This is a genomic window from Nocardia sp. JW2 (genome assembly GCF_051843015.1).
Classification (GTDB): domain Bacteria; phylum Actinomycetota; class Actinomycetes; order Mycobacteriales; family Mycobacteriaceae; genus Nocardia; species Nocardia coubleae.
Window position 1 is genome coordinate 26,509 of record NZ_JBPXLK010000031.1, and the last position, 22,332, is coordinate 48,840.

Annotated in this window: 21 protein-coding genes; 9 read left to right on the forward strand and 12 right to left on the reverse strand. The window is 67.1% G+C overall.

Annotation, left to right across the window (positions count from 1 at the left end; all coding sequences use genetic code 11):
- Positions 1-36: 36 nt before the first annotated feature.
- A complete protein-coding gene (locus ACSVDM_RS27880; RefSeq protein ID WP_439268754.1) occupies positions 37-843 on the reverse strand; it encodes a TetR family transcriptional regulator in 807 nt (268 codons plus the stop codon).
- Between the two features lie 210 nt (positions 844-1,053).
- The gene (locus ACSVDM_RS27885; protein ID WP_439268755.1) at positions 1,054-2,409 is read right to left on the reverse strand and encodes an MFS transporter; all 1,356 of its coding nucleotides are present in this window, start codon (positions 2,407-2,409) and stop codon (positions 1,054-1,056) included.
- Positions 2,410-2,632: 223 nt separating this feature from the next.
- Here ACSVDM_RS27885 and ACSVDM_RS27890 point away from each other — a divergent pair, with 223 nt between their 5' ends.
- The 7 genes from ACSVDM_RS27890 to ACSVDM_RS27920 all read left to right on the forward strand — a co-directional run bounded on the left by ACSVDM_RS27890 (position 2,633) and on the right by ACSVDM_RS27920 (position 9,355).
- Complete coding sequence (locus tag ACSVDM_RS27890) at positions 2,633-3,085, forward strand: MaoC/PaaZ C-terminal domain-containing protein (protein WP_439268756.1); 453 nt, start codon at positions 2,633-2,635, stop codon at positions 3,083-3,085.
- A complete protein-coding gene (locus ACSVDM_RS27895; protein WP_439268757.1) occupies positions 3,082-3,531 on the forward strand; it encodes a hypothetical protein in 450 nt (149 codons plus the stop codon). Before ACSVDM_RS27890 ends, ACSVDM_RS27895 begins: the two co-directional genes overlap by 4 nt.
- Positions 3,528-4,250: an SDR family oxidoreductase gene (locus tag ACSVDM_RS27900; RefSeq protein ID WP_439268758.1), complete on the forward strand. Its 723-nt coding sequence runs from the start codon at positions 3,528-3,530 to the stop codon at positions 4,248-4,250. Before ACSVDM_RS27895 ends, ACSVDM_RS27900 begins: the two co-directional genes overlap by 4 nt.
- A complete protein-coding gene (locus tag ACSVDM_RS27905; RefSeq protein ID WP_439268759.1) occupies positions 4,247-5,395 on the forward strand; it encodes an acyl-CoA dehydrogenase family protein in 1,149 nt (382 codons plus the stop codon). Before ACSVDM_RS27900 ends, ACSVDM_RS27905 begins: the two co-directional genes overlap by 4 nt.
- On the forward strand, positions 5,395-6,411 hold the full coding sequence (locus tag ACSVDM_RS27910; RefSeq protein WP_439268760.1) for an acyl-CoA dehydrogenase family protein: 1,017 nt from the start codon (positions 5,395-5,397) through the stop codon (positions 6,409-6,411). Before ACSVDM_RS27905 ends, ACSVDM_RS27910 begins: the two co-directional genes overlap by 1 nt.
- A 39-nt stretch (positions 6,412-6,450) precedes the next feature.
- Positions 6,451-8,391, forward strand: a complete 1,941-nt coding sequence (locus ACSVDM_RS27915; protein ID WP_439268761.1) for a flavin-containing monooxygenase — start codon at positions 6,451-6,453, stop codon at positions 8,389-8,391.
- 283 nt (positions 8,392-8,674) lie between these two features.
- A complete protein-coding gene (locus tag ACSVDM_RS27920) occupies positions 8,675-9,355 on the forward strand; it encodes an AIM24 family protein (protein ID WP_439268762.1) in 681 nt (226 codons plus the stop codon).
- A gap of 16 nt (positions 9,356-9,371) precedes the next feature.
- On the opposite strand, the gene arfB is transcribed toward ACSVDM_RS27920, so the two are convergent.
- The 7 genes from arfB to ACSVDM_RS27955 form a co-directional block, all read right to left on the reverse strand.
- Positions 9,372-9,800 (reverse strand): alternative ribosome rescue aminoacyl-tRNA hydrolase ArfB, encoded by a 429-nt coding sequence (gene arfB / locus ACSVDM_RS27925; RefSeq protein ID WP_439268763.1) that lies wholly within the window; start codon positions 9,798-9,800, stop codon positions 9,372-9,374.
- Between the two features lie 75 nt (positions 9,801-9,875).
- Positions 9,876-11,030: a CaiB/BaiF CoA transferase family protein gene (locus tag ACSVDM_RS27930; protein WP_439268764.1), complete on the reverse strand. Its 1,155-nt coding sequence runs from the start codon at positions 11,028-11,030 to the stop codon at positions 9,876-9,878.
- Entirely contained in the window at positions 11,017-12,207 is a 1,191-nt protein-coding gene (locus tag ACSVDM_RS27935; RefSeq protein ID WP_439268765.1) for a CaiB/BaiF CoA transferase family protein, read from the reverse strand. The genes ACSVDM_RS27930 and ACSVDM_RS27935 overlap by 14 nt, the downstream gene beginning before the upstream one ends.
- A 9-nt stretch (positions 12,208-12,216) precedes the next feature.
- Positions 12,217-12,639, reverse strand: coding sequence for a Zn-ribbon domain-containing OB-fold protein (locus ACSVDM_RS27940; RefSeq protein ID WP_439268766.1), 423 nt, complete (start codon positions 12,637-12,639; stop codon positions 12,217-12,219).
- A gap of 18 nt (positions 12,640-12,657) precedes the next feature.
- Complete coding sequence (locus ACSVDM_RS27945) at positions 12,658-13,863, reverse strand: thiolase family protein (RefSeq protein WP_439268767.1); 1,206 nt, start codon at positions 13,861-13,863, stop codon at positions 12,658-12,660.
- Positions 13,864-13,867: 4 nt separating this feature from the next.
- Positions 13,868-14,371: a MaoC family dehydratase gene (locus ACSVDM_RS27950; RefSeq protein WP_195152253.1), complete on the reverse strand. Its 504-nt coding sequence runs from the start codon at positions 14,369-14,371 to the stop codon at positions 13,868-13,870.
- A gap of 48 nt (positions 14,372-14,419) precedes the next feature.
- Positions 14,420-15,565 carry an acyl-CoA dehydrogenase family protein gene (locus tag ACSVDM_RS27955; protein WP_439268768.1) on the reverse strand — a complete coding sequence of 382 codons (1,146 nt, stop codon included), beginning with the start codon at positions 15,563-15,565 and terminating at the stop codon, positions 14,420-14,422.
- A 344-nt stretch (positions 15,566-15,909) separates the two neighbouring features.
- Between ACSVDM_RS27955 and ACSVDM_RS27960 the strand changes: the two genes are divergently transcribed.
- Both ACSVDM_RS27960 and ACSVDM_RS27965 read left to right on the forward strand, forming a co-directional pair.
- Positions 15,910-17,265, forward strand: a complete 1,356-nt coding sequence (locus ACSVDM_RS27960; RefSeq protein WP_439268769.1) for a phenylacetate--CoA ligase family protein — start codon at positions 15,910-15,912, stop codon at positions 17,263-17,265.
- A gap of 79 nt (positions 17,266-17,344) precedes the next feature.
- On the forward strand, positions 17,345-18,286 hold the full coding sequence (locus tag ACSVDM_RS27965) for a LysR family transcriptional regulator (protein ID WP_439268770.1): 942 nt from the start codon (positions 17,345-17,347) through the stop codon (positions 18,284-18,286).
- 82 nt (positions 18,287-18,368) lie between these two features.
- Here ACSVDM_RS27965 and ACSVDM_RS27970 read toward each other — a convergent pair whose 3' ends face one another.
- Genes ACSVDM_RS27970 through ACSVDM_RS27980 form a run of 3 tightly spaced genes read right to left on the reverse strand, consistent with a single transcriptional unit; the run spans position 18,369 to position 22,170 of the window.
- Positions 18,369-19,265, reverse strand: a complete 897-nt coding sequence (locus ACSVDM_RS27970) for a LysR family transcriptional regulator (RefSeq protein ID WP_439268771.1) — start codon at positions 19,263-19,265, stop codon at positions 18,369-18,371.
- A gap of 12 nt (positions 19,266-19,277) precedes the next feature.
- On the reverse strand, positions 19,278-20,693 hold the full coding sequence (locus tag ACSVDM_RS27975; protein WP_439268772.1) for an MmgE/PrpD family protein: 1,416 nt from the start codon (positions 20,691-20,693) through the stop codon (positions 19,278-19,280).
- Positions 20,686-22,170, reverse strand: coding sequence for an aldehyde dehydrogenase (locus ACSVDM_RS27980; protein ID WP_439268773.1), 1,485 nt, complete (start codon positions 22,168-22,170; stop codon positions 20,686-20,688). Before ACSVDM_RS27980 ends, ACSVDM_RS27975 begins: the two co-directional genes overlap by 8 nt.
- Between the last annotated feature and the right edge of the window lie 162 nt (positions 22,171-22,332).

Consider the following 22,332-nt stretch of genomic DNA (forward strand, 5'->3'; position numbering starts at 1 on the left):
TATCTCTGATCGGCTACGTCGGTCGCGGCCCGGTTGTCATCGCGCATCTGCGTCATCGGTTTCGAGCAGGCCTTTCAGCAGGATCTCCGCGTAGATGTTGCCGATCTCCTGCGGGGTCACCGGTCCGTTCAGGTCGAGCCACACGTGCGTCCAGGCACCCATGCCGATGATGCCGAAAGCCACCAGCCGGGCGGGGGCGAGTGCGCGGAAGACGCCCTCGTTCATGCCGCGCTCGATCACATCGACGAAGTACTGCTCGAATTCGTCGCGCTTGCGCTGAATCTCGGAGAACACCTCACCGGAGAGGAACCGCCGCTCCTGCAGGAAGACGGTGATCTCCGATTTGTAGAGCGACATCGGTTCCAGCAGGGCCTCGGCGATCAACCGCCGCAGGGTCTGCTCGGTGGACTGCTCGGTGTCGGCGAGAACATTGCGGGCGCGCCCGAGCTGGTAGTTGATGAACTCGTCGTGCACCCTGCGCAGCAGGTCTTCCTTGCTCTCGAAGTGATGGTAGAAAGCGCCTTTGGTCAGTTCGGCGCCCTCCACGATGCTCTGCACCGACGTGGCGGCGTACCCGTTGCGTTCGAACAAGCGCACCGCGCTCTCGAGCAACGCCCGGCGGGCGCCTTCGGGGTCGCGCACTCGGCGGCCGTCGGTGCGCGCGCTGCTCGCGGACGTGGTGTTCGCGACGGCCTCGACGAGGTTGCGCACGTCGGCGGCGTCGTAGCCCTTCTCCTCGAACAGACGCCGCGCGCTCTCGAGCAGCGCCTGGTGCTCGCGCTCGGACGGCCTGCGCTTGCGTGTGCCCTGTTCGGCACCGGTGGACTTCGCTTCTCTGGTCACAACGCCTCTCTTCTCAGGCCGGACCACGGTGCTCCGACGCTCCCCTGTATACCAACGGGTTGGTAGGTTGATCGACCTTTCACTCAGTCGGGGCGAGGAAAGGTCCCGACTGCCTGCCACAATGCGCGTCGTCCGGGGTGCGGCGTTCCCGTACCACACCGGTCGGTACGGCAGCCTAACAAACCGGACGACGCCACCGTGGCGAAATCCTCAGTCGCCGATCCGATACAGGTCGGCCCGTCGCGTCTCACCCAGCGCCCACACGCATCCGGCGCTCACCACACAGAACGCCGCGATCATCACCGACACCGCGATGATCCCCGGCCCGCCCGGTGCGACGAACGTGGCCGCGAGCAGCGGCCCGAGCCCGCCGCCGATCACCCCGGCGAACTGGTAGGCCAGCGACACCCCGGTGTAGCGCGACGAGGTCGGGAACAACTCGGCGAGCAGCGCGCCAACCGGCCCGAGAACCGCGGCGTTGAGCAGCGTCAGGCCGATCACGTAGGCCGTCAGGATCAGTGCGAACGAACCGGAGGTCACCAGCGGGACGACCGTGAAGGCGTGCACGACGGTGAGCAGGGTGGCCGTGATGTAGACCGGCCTGCGACCGATCCGGTCCGACAGGGCGGCGAACAGCGGAATCGTCACCAGCATGCCCGCCGTGGCGATCATGAGGGCATTGAGCATCAGGTGCCGCGGCACGCCGTAGCGCGTGGTGGCGTAGGTGACCAGGAACGAGGTCGCCGTCGCGTAGGCCATGAACGGCCCGGCGTACACGCCGATCCCGAGCAGAACCCGCATCGGCCGCTCGCGAAGCAGCGCGACCAGCGGAGCGGGGCCGCTCTCGGCCGTCGCGGACTGCTGCTGGGCCACCATCACCGGGCTCTCGACGACCGCCAACCGCACATACATGCCGATTCCGAGCAGGACAAGGGTCGCCAGGAACGGCAACCGCCAACCCCAGGACAGGAACTGCTCCTCACTCAACCCACCGAGTGCGGCGTAGGCCGCGAAGGACAGCAACAGCCCCACCGCCGACCCGGTCTGGGTGGCACTGCCGAACAGCCCGCGCGACTTCGACTTCGCGTGTTCCACCGACATCAGCACCGCACCCGCCCACTCGCCGCCGACGGCGATGCCCTGGACGACGCGGAACAGGACCAGCAGGCACGGCGCGAGCACCCCGATCCGGTCCGGGGTCGGCACCAGCCCGATCGCCGCGGTCGCGAGACCCATCAGGGTGAGCGTCCAGATCAGAGTGGACTTGCGGCCGACGCGGTCACCGAAATACCCGAAGACGATGCCCCCGAGGGGGCGCGCCAGATAACCGACGGCGAGCGTGCCGAAGGAGGCGATCACGCCCACGGCGGGACTGGCGCTCGCGAAGAACACCGGGCCGAAGACCAGGCTGGCGGCGGTGGCGTAGATCAGGAAGTCGTAGTACTCGATCGCGCTGCCGATGGCGCTCGCGGCGTACACCCGCCGACGTCGGCGGGCCAGCTCGTCGTCCGTCGGCGTGATCGGTACCGGATCGGTCTGTCGTCGACCGGTGGGCAAGGTGTCCATCTGCTGCTCCAGGACTCGAGGGGTGATGCGTCGGCGCACAGACGGTGTCGGCGAAATCGCGCACCCATGTTCCGACTAGTTGGTACCTTGGATTCACAGTACGCACATGTCAAGGCTTTGAACTGGGAATTATCAATATTGACGTTCCGACTAGACGGTATTAAGTTGCATTCCAGGCGGCGGTTTCCGCCGCACTCCCCCCGGCATCTTCGAAAGGTTCACCATGACCGGAATGTGGTTCGACGACGCCGAGCTCGGCATGCGCTTCGACACCGAGCGGCGCACCGTCACCGAGGCCGACATCGTCAATTTCTGTGGCGTCTCCGGCGACTTCCATGCCCTGCACACCGACGCACAAGCCATGCGCGACAGCCAGTTCGGCGAACGGATCGCCCACGGCGCGCTCATCCTGTCGATGGTCACGGGCCTGCGCGGGCGGTTGAACATCTTCGGCGACTCGCTGCTGGCGTTCGCCGAGATCCGCGGCTGGCGTTTCCTGCGGCCGGTGCTGATCGGCGACACCATCCGGGCCGCCAACGAGATCATCGAATTGCGCCCGACCTCCAAGCCCGATCGCGGGGTGATGGTGCAGCGCGTCGAGGTCTTCAACCAGCACGATGTGGTCGTGCAGGAGGGTGAGATGGTTTCCCTGCTCAAGCGGGCGGTGCAGGTATGAGGGCCAGGGTCATCGATCCCGAACTTTCCGAACATCTGTCGAAAACACCTGTCGGACAGAATGATTCGCCGATCGGTCTGGTGTTCGAAGCCCGCACCGGGCTGTCCGACTGGTCCGCGGCCGAGGACGAACTCGCCGAGGCCTTCGCACTCACCAGGGAGGCCGTGCTGGCCGACGCGCCGGTCGTGTACGTCGTGCGTGCCGCGGCGATCCTCGGCCGCGGCGCACCGCTGGACGCGGCGGTGGCCACCGGCCTGCTCGGGGGCGCCCGCGCGCTGGCGTTCGAGCGCAGGAAGAACGACTGCTATGTGAGCGTGCTCGCCGTTGGCGCGGGCATCGAACCGGCGACAGTTGCCGAGTCGATCGAACTGTTGGTCGCCACCCGCGGCGCCAACGGCCAGATCTTCCCGCTCGGCACCGACCATCTGGGAGCGGCACTGCCATGACCATCGCACTCGTCACCGGCGCCGCGCGCGGCATCGGCGCCGCCATCGCCCATCGGCTCGCGACCACCGGTCACCGGCTCGTCCTGGTCGACCTCAATCCGGCGGTGCGCGACAGCGCCTCGGCTCTGGACGCGGTAGCCGTCGAGGCCGACATCGCCACCGAGCCGGGTCGCGCGGCGATCCGCGACGCCGTCCGCGCCACCGGCGAACCGCTCGCCGTGCTGGTCAACAATGCCGGGATCACCCGCGACGCGCTCGTCGCGGACCTGACCGAGGACATGTTCCGGCAGGTGACCCGGATCAACCTGGGCGCGACCTACGAACTCACCAGTGCGCTGGCCGAGGACATGGCCGACGACGGCGCGGTGGTGAACATCGGCTCACGCGCACACCTCGGCAATGTCGGCCAGTTCAACTACGCGGTGTCCAAGGCCGGAATCGTCGGTCTCACCCGGTCTCTCGCTCTCGCCTACGCCCCGCGCCTGCGGGTCAACGCCGTCGCGCCGGGCTTCGTCGCCACCGACATGACCGACGCGATGCCCGAACGCGTGCGCGAGCGCATCGTGTCGCGCATTCCGCTGCGCAGGCCGGGACAACCCGACGACATCGCGAGCGCGGTCGCCTGGCTCGCCTCCCCTGAGGCGCGCTACGTGACCGGTCAGCTCCTCTACGCCTGCGGTGGACGCAGTTACGGATCGACGGAAGGACCGAAGCCATGACCATCCCGCGACTGGTACCGGCGGTCACCGACGATCCGCACGCCACCGACGAACTGCGCGCCGAGGTCCGCGCCTTCCTCGCCGAACAGCGCGCACGGGGCACCTTCTATGCCGCGGTCGACACCTGGTTGACCGGGTGGGACGAGGATTTCACCCGCGCACTCGCCGCCCGCGGCTGGCTCGGTATGACCGTGCCGACCGAATACGGCGGTCACGGGCGCACTTTCGTCGAACGGTTCGCCGTCACCGAGGAGCTGCTCGCCGCGGGCGCTCCCGTGGCCGCGCATTGGATCGCCGACCGGCAGATCGTGCCCTCCCTGCTGAAGTACGGCAGCGAATCCCAGAAACACCGATTCCTACCCGCGATCGCTCGGGGCGAATGCTTCTTCGCCATCGGGATGAGCGAACCGGACTCCGGCTCGGATCTGGCCAGTGTGTCGACGAAAGCTGTTCGGGTGGAAGGTGGTTGGTCGATCACCGGGGCGAAGGTGTGGACCTCCGGGGCGCACCGGGCCGACGCGTTCATCTGCCTGGCTCGCACCGCCCCGGTCGACCCGGCCCACCGGCACGACGGACTGAGCCAATTCCTCGTCGACCTGCGCGCGCCCGGTGTCGAAATCCGGCCGATCGTCTCGATGAACGGCGAGCACCATTTCAACGAGGTACTGCTCGACGAGGTGTTCGTCGCCGACGACATGGTCTTCGGCACCATCGGAAACGGTTGGCAACAGGTCACTTCCGAGCTCGGCTTCGAACGCAGCGGTCCCGAACGCTTCCTCTCGACCTTCGCGCTGCTCGCCGAAACCGCCGAACAGATGGCGGCGGGCGGGCTGCCACGACACACCGACCTGGGGCGGCTCACCGCGCAGGTGGTGGCGTTGCATCAGATGTCGAGCGCTGTGGCCGGGGCACTCGAACGCGCGGAACCGGGCGCCGATACCGCCGCCGCGGTGGTCAAGGTCCTCGGAACGACCACCGAGGGCGATATCGCCGATTTCGCCGATCTGCTGGTCGACGCGGACTCGCCCGCGCCCTACCGCGCACTCGTCGACCACGCCGTCGTCCAACGTCCCGGTTTCACGCTCCGGGGCGGCACCAACGAAGTTCTGCGCGGTGTGATCGCGCGGGGATTGGGGATGCGCTGATGAGCGCCGTCGACCGCGACCTCACCGACATGATGTCGGCCGTGTTCGCCCGCTACCGCGAGCAGCACCCACCGGAGAAGGTCGCCACCTGGGACGACGACCTGTGGTCGCGACTCGGCGACCTGGGCCTGACCCGGCTGACCGGCAGTGCGACCACGGGTGGCAGCGGTGCGGGGTGGGCCGAGGCCGCGGAGCTGTTGCGCGCCGCGGCGACCCACGGCGTGCGAGTGCCTCTCGCCGAGCACGATCTGCTCGCCTGCTGGTTGCTCGAAGAAGCCGAACTTCCCGTGACCGACGAACGACGCACCGCCTGCCTGCTCGATCACAGCGGCACCGCCCGGCGGGTGCCGTGGGCCGAGGAAGCCGACCGAGTGGTGACCGTGTGGCGGAGTGACACCAGCTACCTCGTCGCCGATGTCGCCACCTCGGAACTGCGGATCACCGGCGGTGTCGATACCGCGGGCGAACCGCGCGACACCGTGACCGTCGATATCGAGAACCTCACCGGTATCCCGTTGTCCGACAGCGTGATCGAGCGCCTGTGGTTGCGCGGTGCGCTCGCCCGCGGGTTGCAGGTGTGCGCGGCGCTGGACCGCATCCTCGACATGTCGGTCACCCACGCGAGCGAACGCGTCCAATTCGGTCGTCCCCTCGCGAAGTTCCAGGCCGTGCAAACCCTCGTCGCCGATATCGCCGCCCAGGCGTCGCTGGCCCGGGCCGCGACCGAGGCCGCCCTCGCGGCGGCGCTGCGCACCGACTGGCAGGGCGAGGAACTGAATTTCCTTGTCGCGGTAGCCCGTTCGTGTGCGGGCCACGCCACCTCGGTGGTGGTGCGCAACGCCCATCAGGTGCACGGCGCGATGGGCACCACGCTCGAACACCGGCTGCACGAGTTCACCGGCGCCGCGCTCGCGTGGCGTTCGGAGTTCGGCTCGGTCAGCTACTGGGACGACAAGCTCACCACGGCCGCGCTCGCGGCGGGCCGCGACGGACTCTGGCCGCTGCTCACCACCTGATCCACCGCGGCGCCGCACTCACTCACGAAGGACATTCCGATGACCGAACCGAACCCGCTCGACCTACGCACCGAAGATCTCGACGACCGGCTCGAACAGAAGCTCGCCTCGGGCAATATCCCGAGCCTGGTCGCGATGCTCTACCAGCTGACCGGCGACGACCGCTGGCTCGCCGACCCCTACCGCCCGCGTCGTGCACCCCAGATCGATAACAACGACGACGGCGGACTCGCACCCGAGATCCGCGCGCAGATCTACGCGGCGGCGGCCACCGTGGTCCGGGCCTGGGCGGCGGGACAGCCTCCTGCCGTACCCGCTCCCACGGGAGATCTACTGCTGCGACTGATGTCTCTGGTCGCGGGCGAGCCCGTCCATGCCGACTTCGAACCCATGATGGCCGACGAACTCGGCTTCCGCCCACACCTGCCACGCGCACCGCACACGGTGAAGCGGCCGATGCGGGTGGCGATCATCGGCGCCGGCGTGTCCGGTCTGCTCGCCGCGCGCGCGATGGACCTCGCCGGGGTCGACCACGTCGTGCTCGAGAAGAACGACGACGTCGGCGGCACCTGGTTGGAAAACCACTACCCTGGTTGCGGCGTCGATACGCCGAGCCAGCTGTACTCCTTCTCGTTCTATCAGCGGGACTGGTCTCAGCATTTCGGCAAGCGCGACGAGGTCGAGACCTACCTGCGGGAGATGGCGGCCGAGTGCGTCGACCGTTCGGTGATCCGATTCGGGCACGAGGTCACCGAGGCGGAATGGGACGAGGTCGAACGGCTCTGGCAGTTGCGGGTCACCGAGCCGGGCGGGGGCAGCGTCACCGTCGTCGCCGATGTGGTGATCACCGCGACCGGCCAGCTGAATCGGCCCAAGATGCCCGAGGTGGCGGGCGCCGAGAACTTCGGTGGGCTGCTGTTCCATTCGGCGCGCTGGCCGGAGAACCTCGATCTGACCGGGCGGCGGGTCAGTGTCGTCGGCTCGGGGGCCACCGCCATGCAGATCGTCCCGGCCATCGTCGGCGAGGTCGAATCGCTGACGGTGTACCAACGTTCGCCGCACTGGATCGCCCCGAGCACCGATTACTTCCGGCTCATCGACAACGACGTGCACTGGCTCAACCGGCATCTGCCGTTCTACCGGCGATGGAACCGCTTCCGGCTGGCCTGGACCTTCAACGATCGGGTGCACCCCTCGCTGCACGTCGATCCCGAGTGGGACGGCGGCGGACGCTCGATCAACCAGGCCAACGACCGGCACCGGCAGTACTTCACCCGCTACCTCACCGAACAGCTCGACGGTCGACCCGACCTCGTCGCCAAGACGCTGCCCGACTACCCGCCCTACGGGAAGCGGATGCTGCTCGACAACGGCTGGTTCGCGGCGTTGCGCGAACCGCGGGTGGAGCTGGTCACCGACGGCGTCGCCGAGCTGACCGCCACCGGCGTGCGCGCCGCCGACGGCACCGAACGGCCTGCCGACATCGTCGTCATGGCAACAGGTTTCGAGGCGCGCCGCCCGTTGTACCCGATCACGGTGCGTGGCCGCGAGGGTCGCCTGCTGCACGAGGTCTGGGGCGAGGAGGACGCGCGCGCCTACCTCGGCGTCACCACGCCCGGGTTCCCGAATCTCTTCCTGACCTACGGCCCCAACAGCAATATCGGCCACGGGGGCAGCTTCATCACGATCGCGGAATGCCAGGTGCGCTACATCGCCGACCTGGTGTGCACGATGATCGAACGCGACCTGGCCACCGTCGAGTGCAAGCAAGAGGTGCACGACCGGTACAACCGGGAGCTCGACGAGGCCCACGCCAGGATGATCTGGAGTTTCGACGGCATGCGCAGCTGGTACCGCAACGCGGCGGGCCGGGTGGTCACCAATATGCCGTGGCGGGTCGCCGACTACTGGCGGATGACACATCAGGTGGAGCTGGCCGATTTCCACACCGAGGGTGCGGTGGTCGAAGCTCGCCGCTGAAACCGGCGCCGAAAACGAAAGGGCTGGAGGAAAATTCGCTCAGCCCTTTCGTTCGGACCGTGCGCCTGGCACCGATTCCTTCACCCCTGCTAGGCAACCGGAAATGGCGCAGGTGTCGAGGTGGGCGAGATCGGCACGAACCCGTCGGAGACGCGAAATCACCCGCTCGCCTCGATTGCCGTGTGGTGGGCGCCCGATTCGCAGGCTCGGTATCGTGAGGCAGGCGCTCGGCCCGAGGGTTCGAACAGGCGCCGACCGCGAGAGTTCAGGAGCACCCACGCGCATGCGTAGCGACATCTTCCACGCGAACAATACTGCCCAGCAGGCGACCCAACTCGGCATCACACTGCAGCACGCCAAGTGTGTGAAGGCGTGCGTCGACGGCGAGATATACGCCCGTCAAGGCGCCATGATCGGCTACCGCGGGCAATTCGCGTTCGAGGTGAAGAGCCAAGGAATCGGCAATCTGGTCAAGCGGTTCGCCACGGGCGAGGGGGTGCCGTTGATGACCTGCCGAGGGCAGGGCGAGGTCTGGTTCGCCCACCATGCGTCGAATTGCTTTCTGATCGACCTCGATCCAGGAGATTCGCTCTCGATCAACGGCAAACATATTCTGGCCTACGAGCCCAGCCTTGGCTACGAAATCCAGATGGTCTCCGGCGCAGGCGCTTTCGTCGGTGGTGGTTTGTTCAACTGTGTTTTCCAGGGGCAGGGCCGGTTGGCGATCACGAGTCATGGTCAGCCGCTTGTCATCCCCGTCAGCCCCCAACAGCCGGTGTTCGCCGATTGCGATGCGCTGATCGGCTGGTCCTCGGGCCTGCAGACCTCCCTCGTGCGCACCCAGAGTTTCGGATCGATGTTGCGCGGCGGTTCCGGCGAGGTGGCACAGGTGCGATTCCTCGGCGCGGGGTTCGTCATTCTCCAGCCCTCGGAATTCAACTTCGGAGCGACAGGCGCGAAGTAGCCATGCCGCGCGTCGGCTAGTCGTCGGGTGAGGCGCGGCGGTTGCGTTTGATGACGCCGCGCCGCTTCTTCGCCGAGATTCGCCGCTCCTTCGCTCCGCGTGAGGGTTTGGTGGCGCGGCGGACAGGTGGCGGGGCGGCAGCGGCCTCACGCAACAACGTGGCCAGGCGTTCGCGAGCAGCCGCGCGGTTCTGCAGCTGTGCGCGCTGCTCGGAGGCCGCGATCGTGAGCACTCCGTCGACCAGGCGAGTGGCCAGGCGGTCGAGCATCCGGGTGCGCAGCCGCTCGGGCACCGACGGCGAGTTGGCGAGGTCGAACGACAGCTCTACCCGACTATCGGTCGTGTTGACGTGCTGACCTCCAGGACCGGACGACCGGGAGAACCGCTCGCGCAGCTCGGAGGCCGGTATCACCAGCGCCCGGGTCACGATCAGGTCCTCAGCCATGGTCCGACGATTACACCATCAGACATGAACGAGGGGCACGGCGGACGATCTCACCACACCCTCTCGGCCCCGCCATCAACCGATGGCGCCCTGACCGCGCAAGGCTGTGAGTTCGTCCCGGGTAAAGCCCCAGTCCCCCAACACCTCGTCGGTGTGCTCACCGGGTTCGGCCGGAGGTCGCTGGATCGCACCGGGTGTGCGGCTGAAACGCGGTGCGGGAGCGGGCTGCACGACTCCTTCGACGTCGACGAAGGTGCCGCGTTCCCGCAGGTGCGGGTTACTCGGCGCCTCGGCGAGGGAGAGCACCGGAGTCAGGCAGGCCTCCTGTCCCGCTGCGAGAGCACACCATTCGTCGCGGGTCTTGGTGCGGAACACCGCGGCGAACCTCTCCCGCATCGCGGGCCACTGCGGTTTGTCGTGCTGGTCGGGCAGCTCCGCCGCGTCGAGGCCCATGATCCGCAGCAGATTGCGCCAGAAGCGGGATTCGTTGGCGCCCACACTGATCCAGCCACCGTCGGCGGTTTCGTAGACGTTGTACCAGGGCGCGCCCGAGTCGAGCCGGTTCACACCGCGCTCGTCGCTCCAGTAGCCCGCGGCGAACAGGCCGTAGAACAGCGTCATCAGCGAGGCCGAACCGTCGACCATGGCGGAGTCGACCACCTGGCCCCGGCCCGACGTACGACTCTCCAGCAGCGCGCAGACCACGCCCAGCGCCAAATACAGTGAGCCACCGCCGAAGTCGCCCGCCAGGTTGAGCGGGATGGCAGGCGGTTCACCGGCGCGCCCGACCGCATGCAGCACCCCGGTCAACGAGATGTAGTTGACATCGTGACCGGGGTCTTTCGCGAGCGGACCGTCTTGGCCCCAACCGGTCATCCGGCCGTACACCAACGCCGGATTCACCGCCAGACATTCATCGGGGCCGAGCCCGAGTTTCTCCGCGACCCCCGGCCGGAATCCCTCGAGCACCACCTGCGCCTCGCCGACGAGCCGCAACACGGCCGCGACCGCCTCGGGCTTCTTCAGGTCGAAGACCGCGCTGCGCCTGCCCCGGTTGAGCAGGTTGAACTTCGCGTCGATCGGTGCGCCACCGTCGTAACCCGGCGGCCGGTCCAACCGGATGACGTCAGCGCCCAGATCCGACAGCAGCATCGCGGCGAACGGAGTCGGTCCGACCCCGCCCAGTTCGACGATGCGGATGCCCGCCAGGGGGCCGCTACTGCTCGCCATCGCTCTTTCCGTTGCTGTCGGCGCCGGTTCGCTGTCCGAGCAGCTCACGCAGCTGATCGTCGGCACCACCGATATCCTGGGTGGTCGGCAACGGGGGCGGTCGCTTGCCATCGAACGACAACGGCAGCCCGACGACCCCGATCTCGTCGTCGGTGGGGGAACCGATGATGCCGAGCGCCTTCGTTTGCTCGTGGGCGACCATTTCGGCGGTCGTCTGCACCGGCGCGACCGGAACTCCGAAGTCCTGCAACCGTTTCTGCCAGTAATCGCGCGGGTGCTTCGCGAGCCGCTCACCGATCAAGCGGTCGATCTCCGCCCGGTTGGCCAGGCGAGCCGCGTTCGTGGCGAATCGGTCGTCGCTGGCCCACTCGGGGCGGTCCAGCGCCTGGCTCAGGCGCGCGAACAGTCCGTCGTTGCCGCAGCTGATGATCAGATCACCGTCGGCGGCCGAGTAGGCGCGGTGCGGGACGATGAACGCGACCCCCGAGCCGTGACGCTCACCCGGCGCTCCATCGGCGTTGTAGCCCGCGACGCCGATCGACATCCACGCGATCGCCGTTTCCAGCAGCGACGCGTTCACCGCGGCACCGTCCAGTTTGGAACTGCGCCGATGCAGCGCGGCGAGAATGCCGATCGCGGCCCACATTCCGGTGCCGAAGTCGATGATCGACACCCCCGCGCGCACCGGCGGACCGGTGTTCTCGCCGGTGATGCTCATGATCCCGGAGAACGCCTGCATCAGCGGGTCGTAACCGGGCAAGGTGTTCATCGGACCGCTGTGGCCGAAGGCACCGACTTCGCAATGCACGAGCTCGGGCTTGGTCACCCGCAGACTCTCGGCGTCCAAGCCGTACTTCGCCGCGGAGCCGGGTCGCAGATTGTGCAGGAACACGTCTGCTCGCTCGGCGATCAACTGGTGCAGCAGCGCCAGCTGCTCACGGTCCTTGATGTCGATCTTGATCGACCGTTTACCTCGGTTGAGCGCGTGGAACGCCGCCCCACTGCCCTTCCACATGCTCGGGCCCCAACCGCGCGACGAATCGCCGGTCGGCCGTTCGACCTTCCACACCTCGGCGCCGAGTTCGGCGAGGATCTTGCCGGTGAACGGCGCCGAGGCGCTGTCACCGAGTTCGACCACGACGATTCCGGACAGCGGAAGTTCGCTCTGCTGGTTCATAGTGCACCTCTACCCGGGGTTCGCGGCGGTGAAGACGGGGATGGTCTGGGCACCGCGTTCGACGAACCGGACGGTGACGTCCTGGTCGATCGCGATGGCCTCGTGGTCGCCCTCGATCTGAGCGAAGAGCATGTACCCCTCGGCCATCTGCACGAACCCGACGGTGTACGGCGTGATCGACGCCCACACCGGGGTCGGGCCGCGCATCACCGTGCTGAAGGAGTACACCGTGCCGCGCCCGGCCGACTCCTCCCAGTTCAGCGCGGACGAGGCGCAATAGGGGCAGTACGAGTGCGCGGGCCACACGGCTTCGGCGCAGTCGGCGCAGCGTTGATAGGTCAGGCGCTGCTCGTCCAGCGCCGCCCAGTACGGTGCGGCGTCGAGCAACTGGTACGGCTGTGGCCAGTCGTTGTGTGCGGTGGTCTCACTCATGATGTTCTCCGATTCCGCTCAGGCCGCCAGCACCAGGACACTGCCCGCCGCCAGCATGCCGCCCGCACCTTGCACCAGCGCGGTCTCCGGCTTGCGGGTCGGCGCCAGCCCCAGCGCCTGCCCGCGCAGCTGGCGCACGGTCTCGATGATGGTGTCCATATTGCAGGAGATGCCGGGCTGGCCGAAGGACAGCCAACCGCCGTTCGTGTCGGTCGGCAGGTCGCCGTCGACGCCGGTGCGGCCTTCGCGATAGACGTCGATGCCGCGGCCCTTCTTCGCGAAGCCCAAGTCCTCCATGACGATCGGTCCCATGTGCGCGAAGTTCACCGACATCTGCACCATGTCGATATCGGACGGGCCGAGCCCGGCCATCGCGTAGGCCTGCCGTGCCGCCTCGATGGTGGCGGTGTGGGTCAGGTTCGGCAGGGTACCGAAGTCGGCGAATCGGCAACTGCGCATGTTCATCCGGTCTGACAGGTATTCATGGGTAGTGGCCGATCCATACCCTTGCAGGTAGACCGGCTTCTGCTCGGCACGCACGTTGTCGGGCGCGGTGACGATCAACGCGCCGCCGGTGCCACCGCCCCAGGTGGAGCACATCCACCGCCGCAACGGCGTGGCCACGTACGGCGAGGCGAGCACCGTGGCGACATCGATCTCGCCGTGTTTGGCCTTGGCCGCGTGCGGATGATGGGCGCCCCAGCGCTGATTGGCGACGGCGACCTCGGCCAGATCGGCTTCGGTGATGTCGAATTCGTGGAAGTACCGGCGCGCGGCCTGGGCGTAGAGGGACGGGATCGTCGGTCCGTACATCACTTCGAACTGCGGATCCGCGTCGGCCTCCGCGCCCATGGCCACCGCGTCGACGAACAACTCCGTCGCATCGCTCTGCAGGCAGAGCACATACTCCGCCTTACCCGCGGCGATCATCTGCGTCGCCTGCGCGAGCGAAGCCGTGAGGCCCGCGCCGTGCATGGTGAGTTCACTGGTGAAGGTCAGCGGCATCTGCATGTGCGAGGCGAAGATATTGCTCCACTGTGAGCGCTTGTCGGCCCACGGCGAGCGACCGGTGAACAGGGCGTCCACCTGGTCTTTCGTGATCCCCGCGTCGGCGAGCGCCGCGACGGTGGCCTCGGCGGCCAACTGCAGCGGGTCCTTGCGATTCGCGCGCGTGGCATAGGCGTCGCCCATGCCGACGATCGCTGCGACGGGTTGTGCGGTCATGGGATCAGCCCCGCACCTTTTCGGTCGGCAGCGAGGCGCCGACGAGTGCGTCGAGGTCTTCGCGCTTGCGCAGCATGAGCAGGCTCCACTCGCTGCGCTGGACCACGTCGCCGTGCTGGTTGAGCGCCTTCATCAGGAAGGTGATGACGCCGAACTTCTCGTCCTTGTCCTTCTTGGCGATGACCTCGGCGGTGACGTAGATGGTGTCGTTGATCAGCACCGGCTTGAGGTAGCGCAGGTTGTCGATGCCGTAGTTCGCCTGGATCGACGGGCCGAACTGGATCAGGCCGGTCATCAGCGAGTAGGTCAGCGAACCCTGCACCAGGCGCTCACCGAAGCGGGTCTGCGCGGCGTAGTGGACGTTGGAGTGGATCTCGATCCAGTTGCCGGTCAGCGCACAGTAGTTCACCACGTCGGCTTCGGTGATGGTGCGTCCGCCAGAGCGGAAGACGGTGCCGACCTCGATCTCGTCGAGCGGCATGTCGATGCGGTTGTTGATGGTTGCCATCGAAGTTCTCCTCGAAAGTTCTTGCGAGAGGGTGGATTACACGCCGGATTACAGGCGCATCGACTTGGCGATGATGGTGCGCTGGATCTGCGAGGTGCCGCCGCCGATGGTGGACTGCACGCTCTCGCGCAGGTAGCGCTCCATGTCGGCCTCGGGCAGGTTGGCGTAACCACCAAGGATCTGCATACCGTCGAGGGCGCACTGCTTGAGCGTCTCGGAGCCGTAGAGCTTGGCCATCGAGGTCTCGCGGGCGGCGGGCAGCCCGGCGGCCTTCATCTTGGCGGCGCGGTAGCAGAGCAGGCGCGCGGCGTCGACGCGGGTCTGGTTCTCGGCCAGCATGTGCTTGAGCACCTGGAACTCGTAGATCGGCTTGCCGAACTGGATGCGCTCGTGGGCGTACTTGTTGGCCGCGCGCACCGCCTCCTGAGCGTTGCCGACATAGGCCGCGGCGACCGCGCAGCGCTCGAGTTCGAGGTGGTCGGTGATGATCTTCCAGCCCTGGCCGACCTGGCCGAGCAGCGCGTCGGCGGGCACGCGGACCTCGTCGAGGAAGATCTCGGTGGTGCCGGTGGCGTGGCGCGACAGCGTCGGCAGCTTGCGGATGTCCAGGCCGGGAGTGTCGTTGGGGATCAACAGGACCGACAGGCCGCCGTGCTTGTCGTCGGCGTCGGTGCGCACCAGCATCGCGATGACGGTGTCCTTGGCGGCCGCACCCGAGCACCACAGCTTCTGCCCGGTGACGATCCAGTCACCGTTCTCGTCACGACGCGCGCGGGTCTTGGTGTTGGAGGCGTCGGAACCGGCGTCGGGCTCGGAGATCGAGACCGAGAAGCGGATCTGCCCGTCGATGAACGGCTTGACGTAGCGCGCCTTCTGCTCGTCGGTGCCGTACTTCAGGATGTTCATCGCGGTGAAGGTGGGAACGAGCACCGAGCAGGCGAAGTCGAAACCGAACTTGCCGAGGCCCTCGGCCATCAGCGAGTAGTCGAAGATGTCGCCGCCGGAGCCGCCGTCGGCTTCATCGATGAGGATGCCGAGCCAGCCCTGGGCGGCGATCTTCTCGTACGCCTCGTACGGGTACTCCCGGCCGCTGTCGCACTTGCGCACGTACTCCACGGTGATCTCGTTGTCCATGAACTTGTTCACGGTGTCGAGCCAGTCGGCCTGCGCCTCGTCCAGGAAGTTCGAATTCATTCTTGTGCTCCGTATGCGATGAGTTCGGATAAATTGTTCGCCGAGCAGTACGTTAATTCCGCTCGGCCGATGCGCCAAGTGATGATCTTCGAATTGCCTGTTCGACAGCTCCGAATCCCGGTAACGAGGTCGGGGTGGTCAGGAAATCAGCAGGTCAGCACGGCTTGTCATCGACAATTCGAGGCTGACCCCCGGACCGGAAGTTAGCAAGTGAAAAATACCGAATCGGTGATTCGAAGACGGTGAATTGAATAGCGGTAAAGGCCGAACTATGGTCGAGGAACAATCGTCGCCGGACCACCACGGTAGCGCGGCGACGTTGCAACGGCCATTCGGGAGTCATCATGAGAAGTGTTCCTTTCTCGGCGCGGTACTGGAGTGCTGTCGAGACCTTGTCGGCGCAGGAGGCGCGCCGGGTGCAGGACGAGCGGCTCCGCGAGCAGCTCGCCTACCTGGCCACCCACAGCGCCTTCTACCAGGCGAAGTTCGCCGAACACGGCGTCGACGTCGACAAGATCGAGACCGTGGACGACCTGGCCGGTCTGCCGTTCACCGAGAAGCAGGAACTGCGCGACAGCCTCGCGTCCGCGCCGCCGCTCGGCACCCACGTCGCCGCGTCCGATGCCGACATCGTGCAGATTCAGGCGTCGTCGGGGACCACCGGCTCACCGTCCTACGTCGGTCTGACGGCAAGCGATATCCGCACGTGGAGTGAGCTGGGCGCACGTGCCCTCTACGCCAACGGATTCCGGCCCGGCGATCGCCTGCTGCACGGCTTCGGCATGAGCAAGGGCTTCGTCGGCGGCCTGCCGGTCGTGCAGATTCTGCAGTACATGGGCATCGTCGACATCCCGATCGGCGCGGAAGCGGGCGCCGAGCGGTTGCTGCGCGTGCAGGCAGATCAGCGCCCCAACGCCCTGATCGGCACCCCCTATTTCCTCACCCATCTGGCCGAGCAGGCGCCGCAGATCGTCGGCCGCGCCGCCGCCGAACTGGGTGTGCGCGCGATCAGCGTGGGTGGCGAACCGGGCGGCGGGCTGCCCGCGGTGCGCGAGAAGCTCGAATCGCTCTGGGGCGCCACGGCGCGCGAGATGTTGGGCGGCACCGATATCGCGTGCACCTACTGGGGCGAGTGCGAGGTCGGTGACGGCATGCACTTCCTGTCACCGGATCTGATGATCGCCGAACTCATCGACCCCGAGACCGGCGACCAGGTGGCGCCCGTCGAAGGTGCGAGCGGTGAACTCGTCTACACCGCGCTGCGCCGCCAGGCGTCGCCCCTGCTGCGTTTCCGCACCCGCGACCACGTGGTCGTCACCGGAACCGATTGTGCTTGCGGCCGAACGGGTTACAAGGTTCGTTGTGTCGGGCGCACCGACGACATGCTGATCGTGCGCGGCATCAACCTGTTCCCGTCCGCGGTCAAGGAACTGGTCATGGAACTGGCGCCCGCGACGACCGGCGAGATGCGTATCCGCGCCGATTTCGAGGGCCACTCCACCCAGCGCCCGCTGCCGCTCGTGGTCGAGCACGCACTGGACCTGACCCCCGAACAGCGCGACGAACTGCGGGCAACCATCGAAGGCCGGGTGCGCTCGGCGCTCAATGTGAAGACGATCGTGGAGCTGGTGCCCGACGGCACGCTGAAGCGCCCCGACCACGTCAAGGTCGCCCTGATCGAGCGGGTGCCGACCTCCTGAATGCGGCATATGAAATATTCTTCGCCCGGACCCCCACTATGATCGGAGACACCGGTCACGGCCCGACAGCGGAGGTGAGATGGGCACGCTCAACCGGTTGCACCTGATCAGACAGGTCGACCTGTTCACCCTGCGTCTGTTCCTCACCGCCATCGAGGAACAGCAGATCGGCCTCGCCGCGATCCGCGAGAACATCGCCGCATCCACCGCGACCAAACGCATCCAAGTCCTCGAGAACATCGCGGGCGTCAAACTCCTCGAACGCACCCCCAAAGGGGTGGTACCGAGCCCGGCGGGGGCGATTCTGGCCCGCCACGCGCGGATGATCTTCGACAGTCTCGACGACATGCGCACCGAATTCGCCTCGCTCACCGAGGGCGTGCAGGGTGAACTACGGATCGTCTCGGCCCGGTCGGTGATCGTGCCGTTCCTGGCCCGCGAGCTCGGCGAGTTCAGCCGCGAATACCCCCTCGTCGATCTGGTGGTGCACGAAGTCGAGAACACCGACATCGTGCAGGAAGTAGCCCGAGGCGAAGCCGACCTCGGCGTCTTCGCCTCGGCCTACGGGCTCGACCTCGACGGTGTCGAGGTGACCCCCTATCGGCGCGACCGCATCGTCGCCGTGGTCCCCCTCGACCACCCACTCGGCGCTCAGCCGAGTGTGACGATCCGAGATCTGTTGCCCGAGAACCTCATCGCGCCACGCGCACTGGTCGGTGCGTTGCGCGCCGCCGCGCAACGCATCGGCGAGGAATACACCCCGAAACACGTGTTGCGCAGCGGCGGCGTCGCCATCAGCCTGGTACACGCCGGACTCGGCGTCACCGTACAACCCGAGTGCCTCGTCGGCCACGAATGGACCGGCCGCGTCGCCGTACTCGAACTCGCCGAACCCTGGGCAGAACGCCGCATCCACCTCGCCACCGCACGCGACCGCGAATTCAGCCCAGCCACCAAGGCTCTCATCGAACAACTGCTGGCTCGGCCCGCCGACGCGGAAGAACTGCCCGCCGACCTCTGAGCGGTACGACATCGCGACCACTCCTACCGGCGCGCGATCACATCGATTCCGGTAGCCACGTGGCGATGTGTGGCCGCGGCGTCTATTCGGTTGGCATCTGCGACATCTGCGTGATGAGGCAGGCGACAAAAGCCTCGGCTACCGGGTTGCCGACCATCCTGGTCGCGGTGGCGACGTTGATGCGTCGCACCGCCCAGTCCTCGTCGAGTGTCCGCACCAGCATCTCGGAATCCGCTGCCTGCCCGGCCATTCGCCGCGGAACGATCGTCGAACCCAGGCCTGCCCGCACCATGCCGAGTGCCACCTCACCCGTCCGCACCACATGGCGCAAGGCCCCGGATCCGGCGCCATGAGCTCGGTAGATCGCTGCCGTCGTGTGCGTCGCGATCAGGCCCTCGGCGACGAGTTCATCGAATCCCACCGAGCTCCTGTCCGCGAGTCGGTGCTCGCGCGGCAGGACAGCGACGAGTGGTTCGCTTCCGAGCAGCTCCATTCCGGCGGCGCCGCACTCCGGTTCGCCGACACTGGCGAACACACCCAGGTCACAGTCCCCTGCTTCGATCTGGCGGACGACCTCACTGTTGTCCACCTCGCGCAGCGACAGCTCGACGAAGGGACACTCGTTGATGAACATCCTGACCGCGGGCGCCAAGAGGTCGATGATGACCGAGTGCGCTGCCGCGACTACCAATCGATCTTTCACCTGCGCGGTGAGCGCGGTCATCTCCGAACGCAGATCCTCGATGTCACCGAGCATCTTCCGCGTGTATCGAGCCAGGATCGTCCCCGCCTCGGTGGGCACCACACCCGTTCGATTCCGGTCGAGCAGAGGCACGCCGATCATCGCTTCGAGAGCCTGAATTCGCTTTGTGGCGGTGGAGGGCGCGATGTGTTCTCGTGCCGCCGCGCGACCGATCTGGTGTTCTTCGACGGCCGACAGAAAGAGTCTCAGGCTGAAGAAATCGACCTGCCAATGCATGATCACGAAATATTACCGCAGGATCTTTCGTGCCTGGGCCCATAATGCCGTGGCCATGGTGAGTGGATCGGCGTCTTCGCGCCAGATCGCCTCCGCTAACCGCGCACCGCAATCATCGCCCCCCGCACCGGCGAGTCCGGCAGCTTTGGCGATGATCTGCTCGACCGACATCGGATGTTCCGATGTTCCGACACTGTCCACGACCTGTGCCGAGCGCACCGATCCGTCGCCGAGTTCCACCCGCACCGCGGTCGCGAAGTGCTCCGGGTAGAACTCGGCCTCCATCACCTCGTCCACCTCGAACCGAACCCGCTCGACAACGCCGAGCACCGCCGGGTCCCGCAGGTTTTCCTCGGTGTACGCGTCGTAGCGCTCGGGACCGTGCACGATCGTCGCCGCCACCACGAACGGACAGCTGTACTGTGCGGTCATCGACGAGTCGACCCGCGTGAGGTGCTGCTCAGCGATCAGCCGAGGTCCCGTCACCAACACGTCCCGGATGTCGTCGGCGGGCACCGTGAATCCGTCGGTCACCACCCGGAGCGCGTCGATCGTGGAGTGGAACAGGCGGCAGCACGCGTACGGCTTCAGGCTGATCTGGTGGATCGCGGCCTCTCTGTCGGTGCGGACAGGAGTGAGCTCCCCACCGAAGCATGCCGCCAGGCCGTACACGCCTTCCAGCGCCAGCCGCGGAGCGGTGACCGCTGGCAGCGCCGCGAAGTCGGCCGCCCGGATCGCATTGTGCGCGCCGAGACCCGCGTGCACGCGCTTGACCTCGCCGCTCTCCGGTTCGGCCGAGAACTGCATGGAACCGGAGGGCTGTGACAGCGCATGTCCCCACGCGGTCTCGATCGCCAGCGGATCGATTCGTTCGCCCGCGCGCAGGGCTCGCAGCACGAGCGCGGTGGTCGCACCGCCGTAGGTGCCGAGCACAGATGTGGGGTGGAAACCACGATGGACCACGCTCATGCCGCCCGCCGCTTCACCGAGCAACGCCATCGTCTCGTACCCGGCGGTGATCGCCTGGAAGAAGTGCTCGCGCGAGACCGGCGCACCACGCTCGGCGGCAACCGCGAGCGCGACCGCCATGATGACCGAGCCGGGGTGGCTCGCGGTCGCGTTGTGGGTGTCGTCTAGCTCGAAGGCGTGGGCCGCCGTGCCGTGCACGAGACCGGCGAACGAGGGGTCGGTGCTCCAATCACGCCCAAGCACAACGCTTTCGCCGGTTCCGGCGAACCTTTCGGTCCAGTCGGCGAGTTCGGTCACCACCGGACGCGTGAGCCCCCACAACGAGACGATGAAGTTGTCCAGGAGCAAGCGACGCAGAACTTCGACATCGCGCGCCCGCGGTGGCGTCTCCGCGACGGTGACGACGTGGCGCGCGATTTCGGCTGTGGTCGACGCGAGATCGTATTCAGTGTCATCCATCGAAACGCCGGTGTTCTTCGAATGAATCGGCCAGTGCCGCAGGCACTCCGAACGACGTGATCTCGGTGAAGGCGTCGAAACCCTCGAGGCCCGCCTCGCGGCCGATACCACTGTGCTTGAATCCGCCGAGGGCGGCGTGGAATCCGGTGCTCGCGCCGTTGACCTCGACACTGCCGGTCTCGAGACGCTGCGCGACGCGCATCGCCCGCTCGTCGTCGGCGCTGAACACCGCGCCGGACAGGCCGTAGACCGAGTCGTTCGCGACAGCGACGGCCTCGTCCACATCGTCGACGGCGATGACCGCGACAACCGGACCGAAGATCTCTTCCCGCGCGATCGTCATCGTGTTGGTCACGTCGGTGAACAATGTCGGCTCCACGAACTGACCGACGCCGAACCCGTCCGGACGGCCGCCGCCGACAGCGGCTACCGCCCCTTCGCCGCGTCCGGCCGCGAGATATCCCTCGACGCGGGCGCGTTGCCGGGCGCTGACGAGCGGCCCGAGCTCGGTGGTCGGGTCGGCGGGATCGCCGACCCGGATATCGGCGATCTCGCTCGCCAGCGCGTCGACCAGCGCGTCGTGCACGGAACGGGGAACGACGACCCGAGTCTTGTTGGTGCAGGCCTGGCCGTTGTAGCGGAAGGACAGGGTACGCAGGGCCTTGGCGGTGGCCTCGATGTCGGCGTCTTCCAGGACGATGGCCGCGGACTTGCCACCGAGTTCGAGGGTGTACCGCCGCACATCGTCGCCACACAGGGAAGCGATCCGGCGCCCCGCGGCGGTGGAGCCGGTGAACGACACCTTGTCGACGCCGGGATGGGTGACGAGATACTCGCTCTCGGCACGGTCGGCGGTGACGATGTTCAGGACGCCGTCGGGCAAACCTGCCGCGGTGGCCGCCGCCGCGAGGTGATTCGAACTCAGTGGGGCTTCCGGGGAGGGTTTGAGGATCACCGTACAGCCCGCCAGCAGGGCGGGCGCGAGCTTGAGCATCGCGACCGAGATCGGGGCGTTCCACGGGATCACCGCCGCGACTACACCGATCGGGCGCCGAACGACAAGCGCGTTCCCCAGCGCGGAACGTCGCAGCGACCGCCACGGATAGTGTTCGGCGAGTTCGAGATTCGTATCCAGCAAGGCCAGCGCCGCGCCCGCCTGTGACGCCGTCGTCTGCGTGATCGGCACACCCATCTCCGTGGTGACCGTCTCGGCGATCCGCGCCGCGTCGGCGGCCAGGTTCTCCCGGAACCGGCGAACCACTTCGGCACGTTCGCTCAGCGCCATGCGTGGCCAAGGACCGTTGTCGAATGCTTCCCTGGCCGCGGCTACAGAGGCGTCGACGTCGGTCTTCGACGCGGCGGCCACCGTACCAACCAGCGCACCGGAGAATGGCGATACGACCTCGAACGTCGCGTCCGTCGCCGCGGCGACCCACTTACCGCCGATGAAGAAGTGTGCCGCGTTGTCGTGTCGCACGCTGACCGCCGTTTCTGCAGAATCGCGGGCCTCGAGACTTCTGCGACTGCCACCGCCGACCCGCGTGAATGTGATGTAAACCTCCCACTCAAGATCAGCCCGCTGGGGCTGAGAGTCAATTGGCAATCGGGAAACGTGGATTCGGGGTCGTCGAAGCGAGCT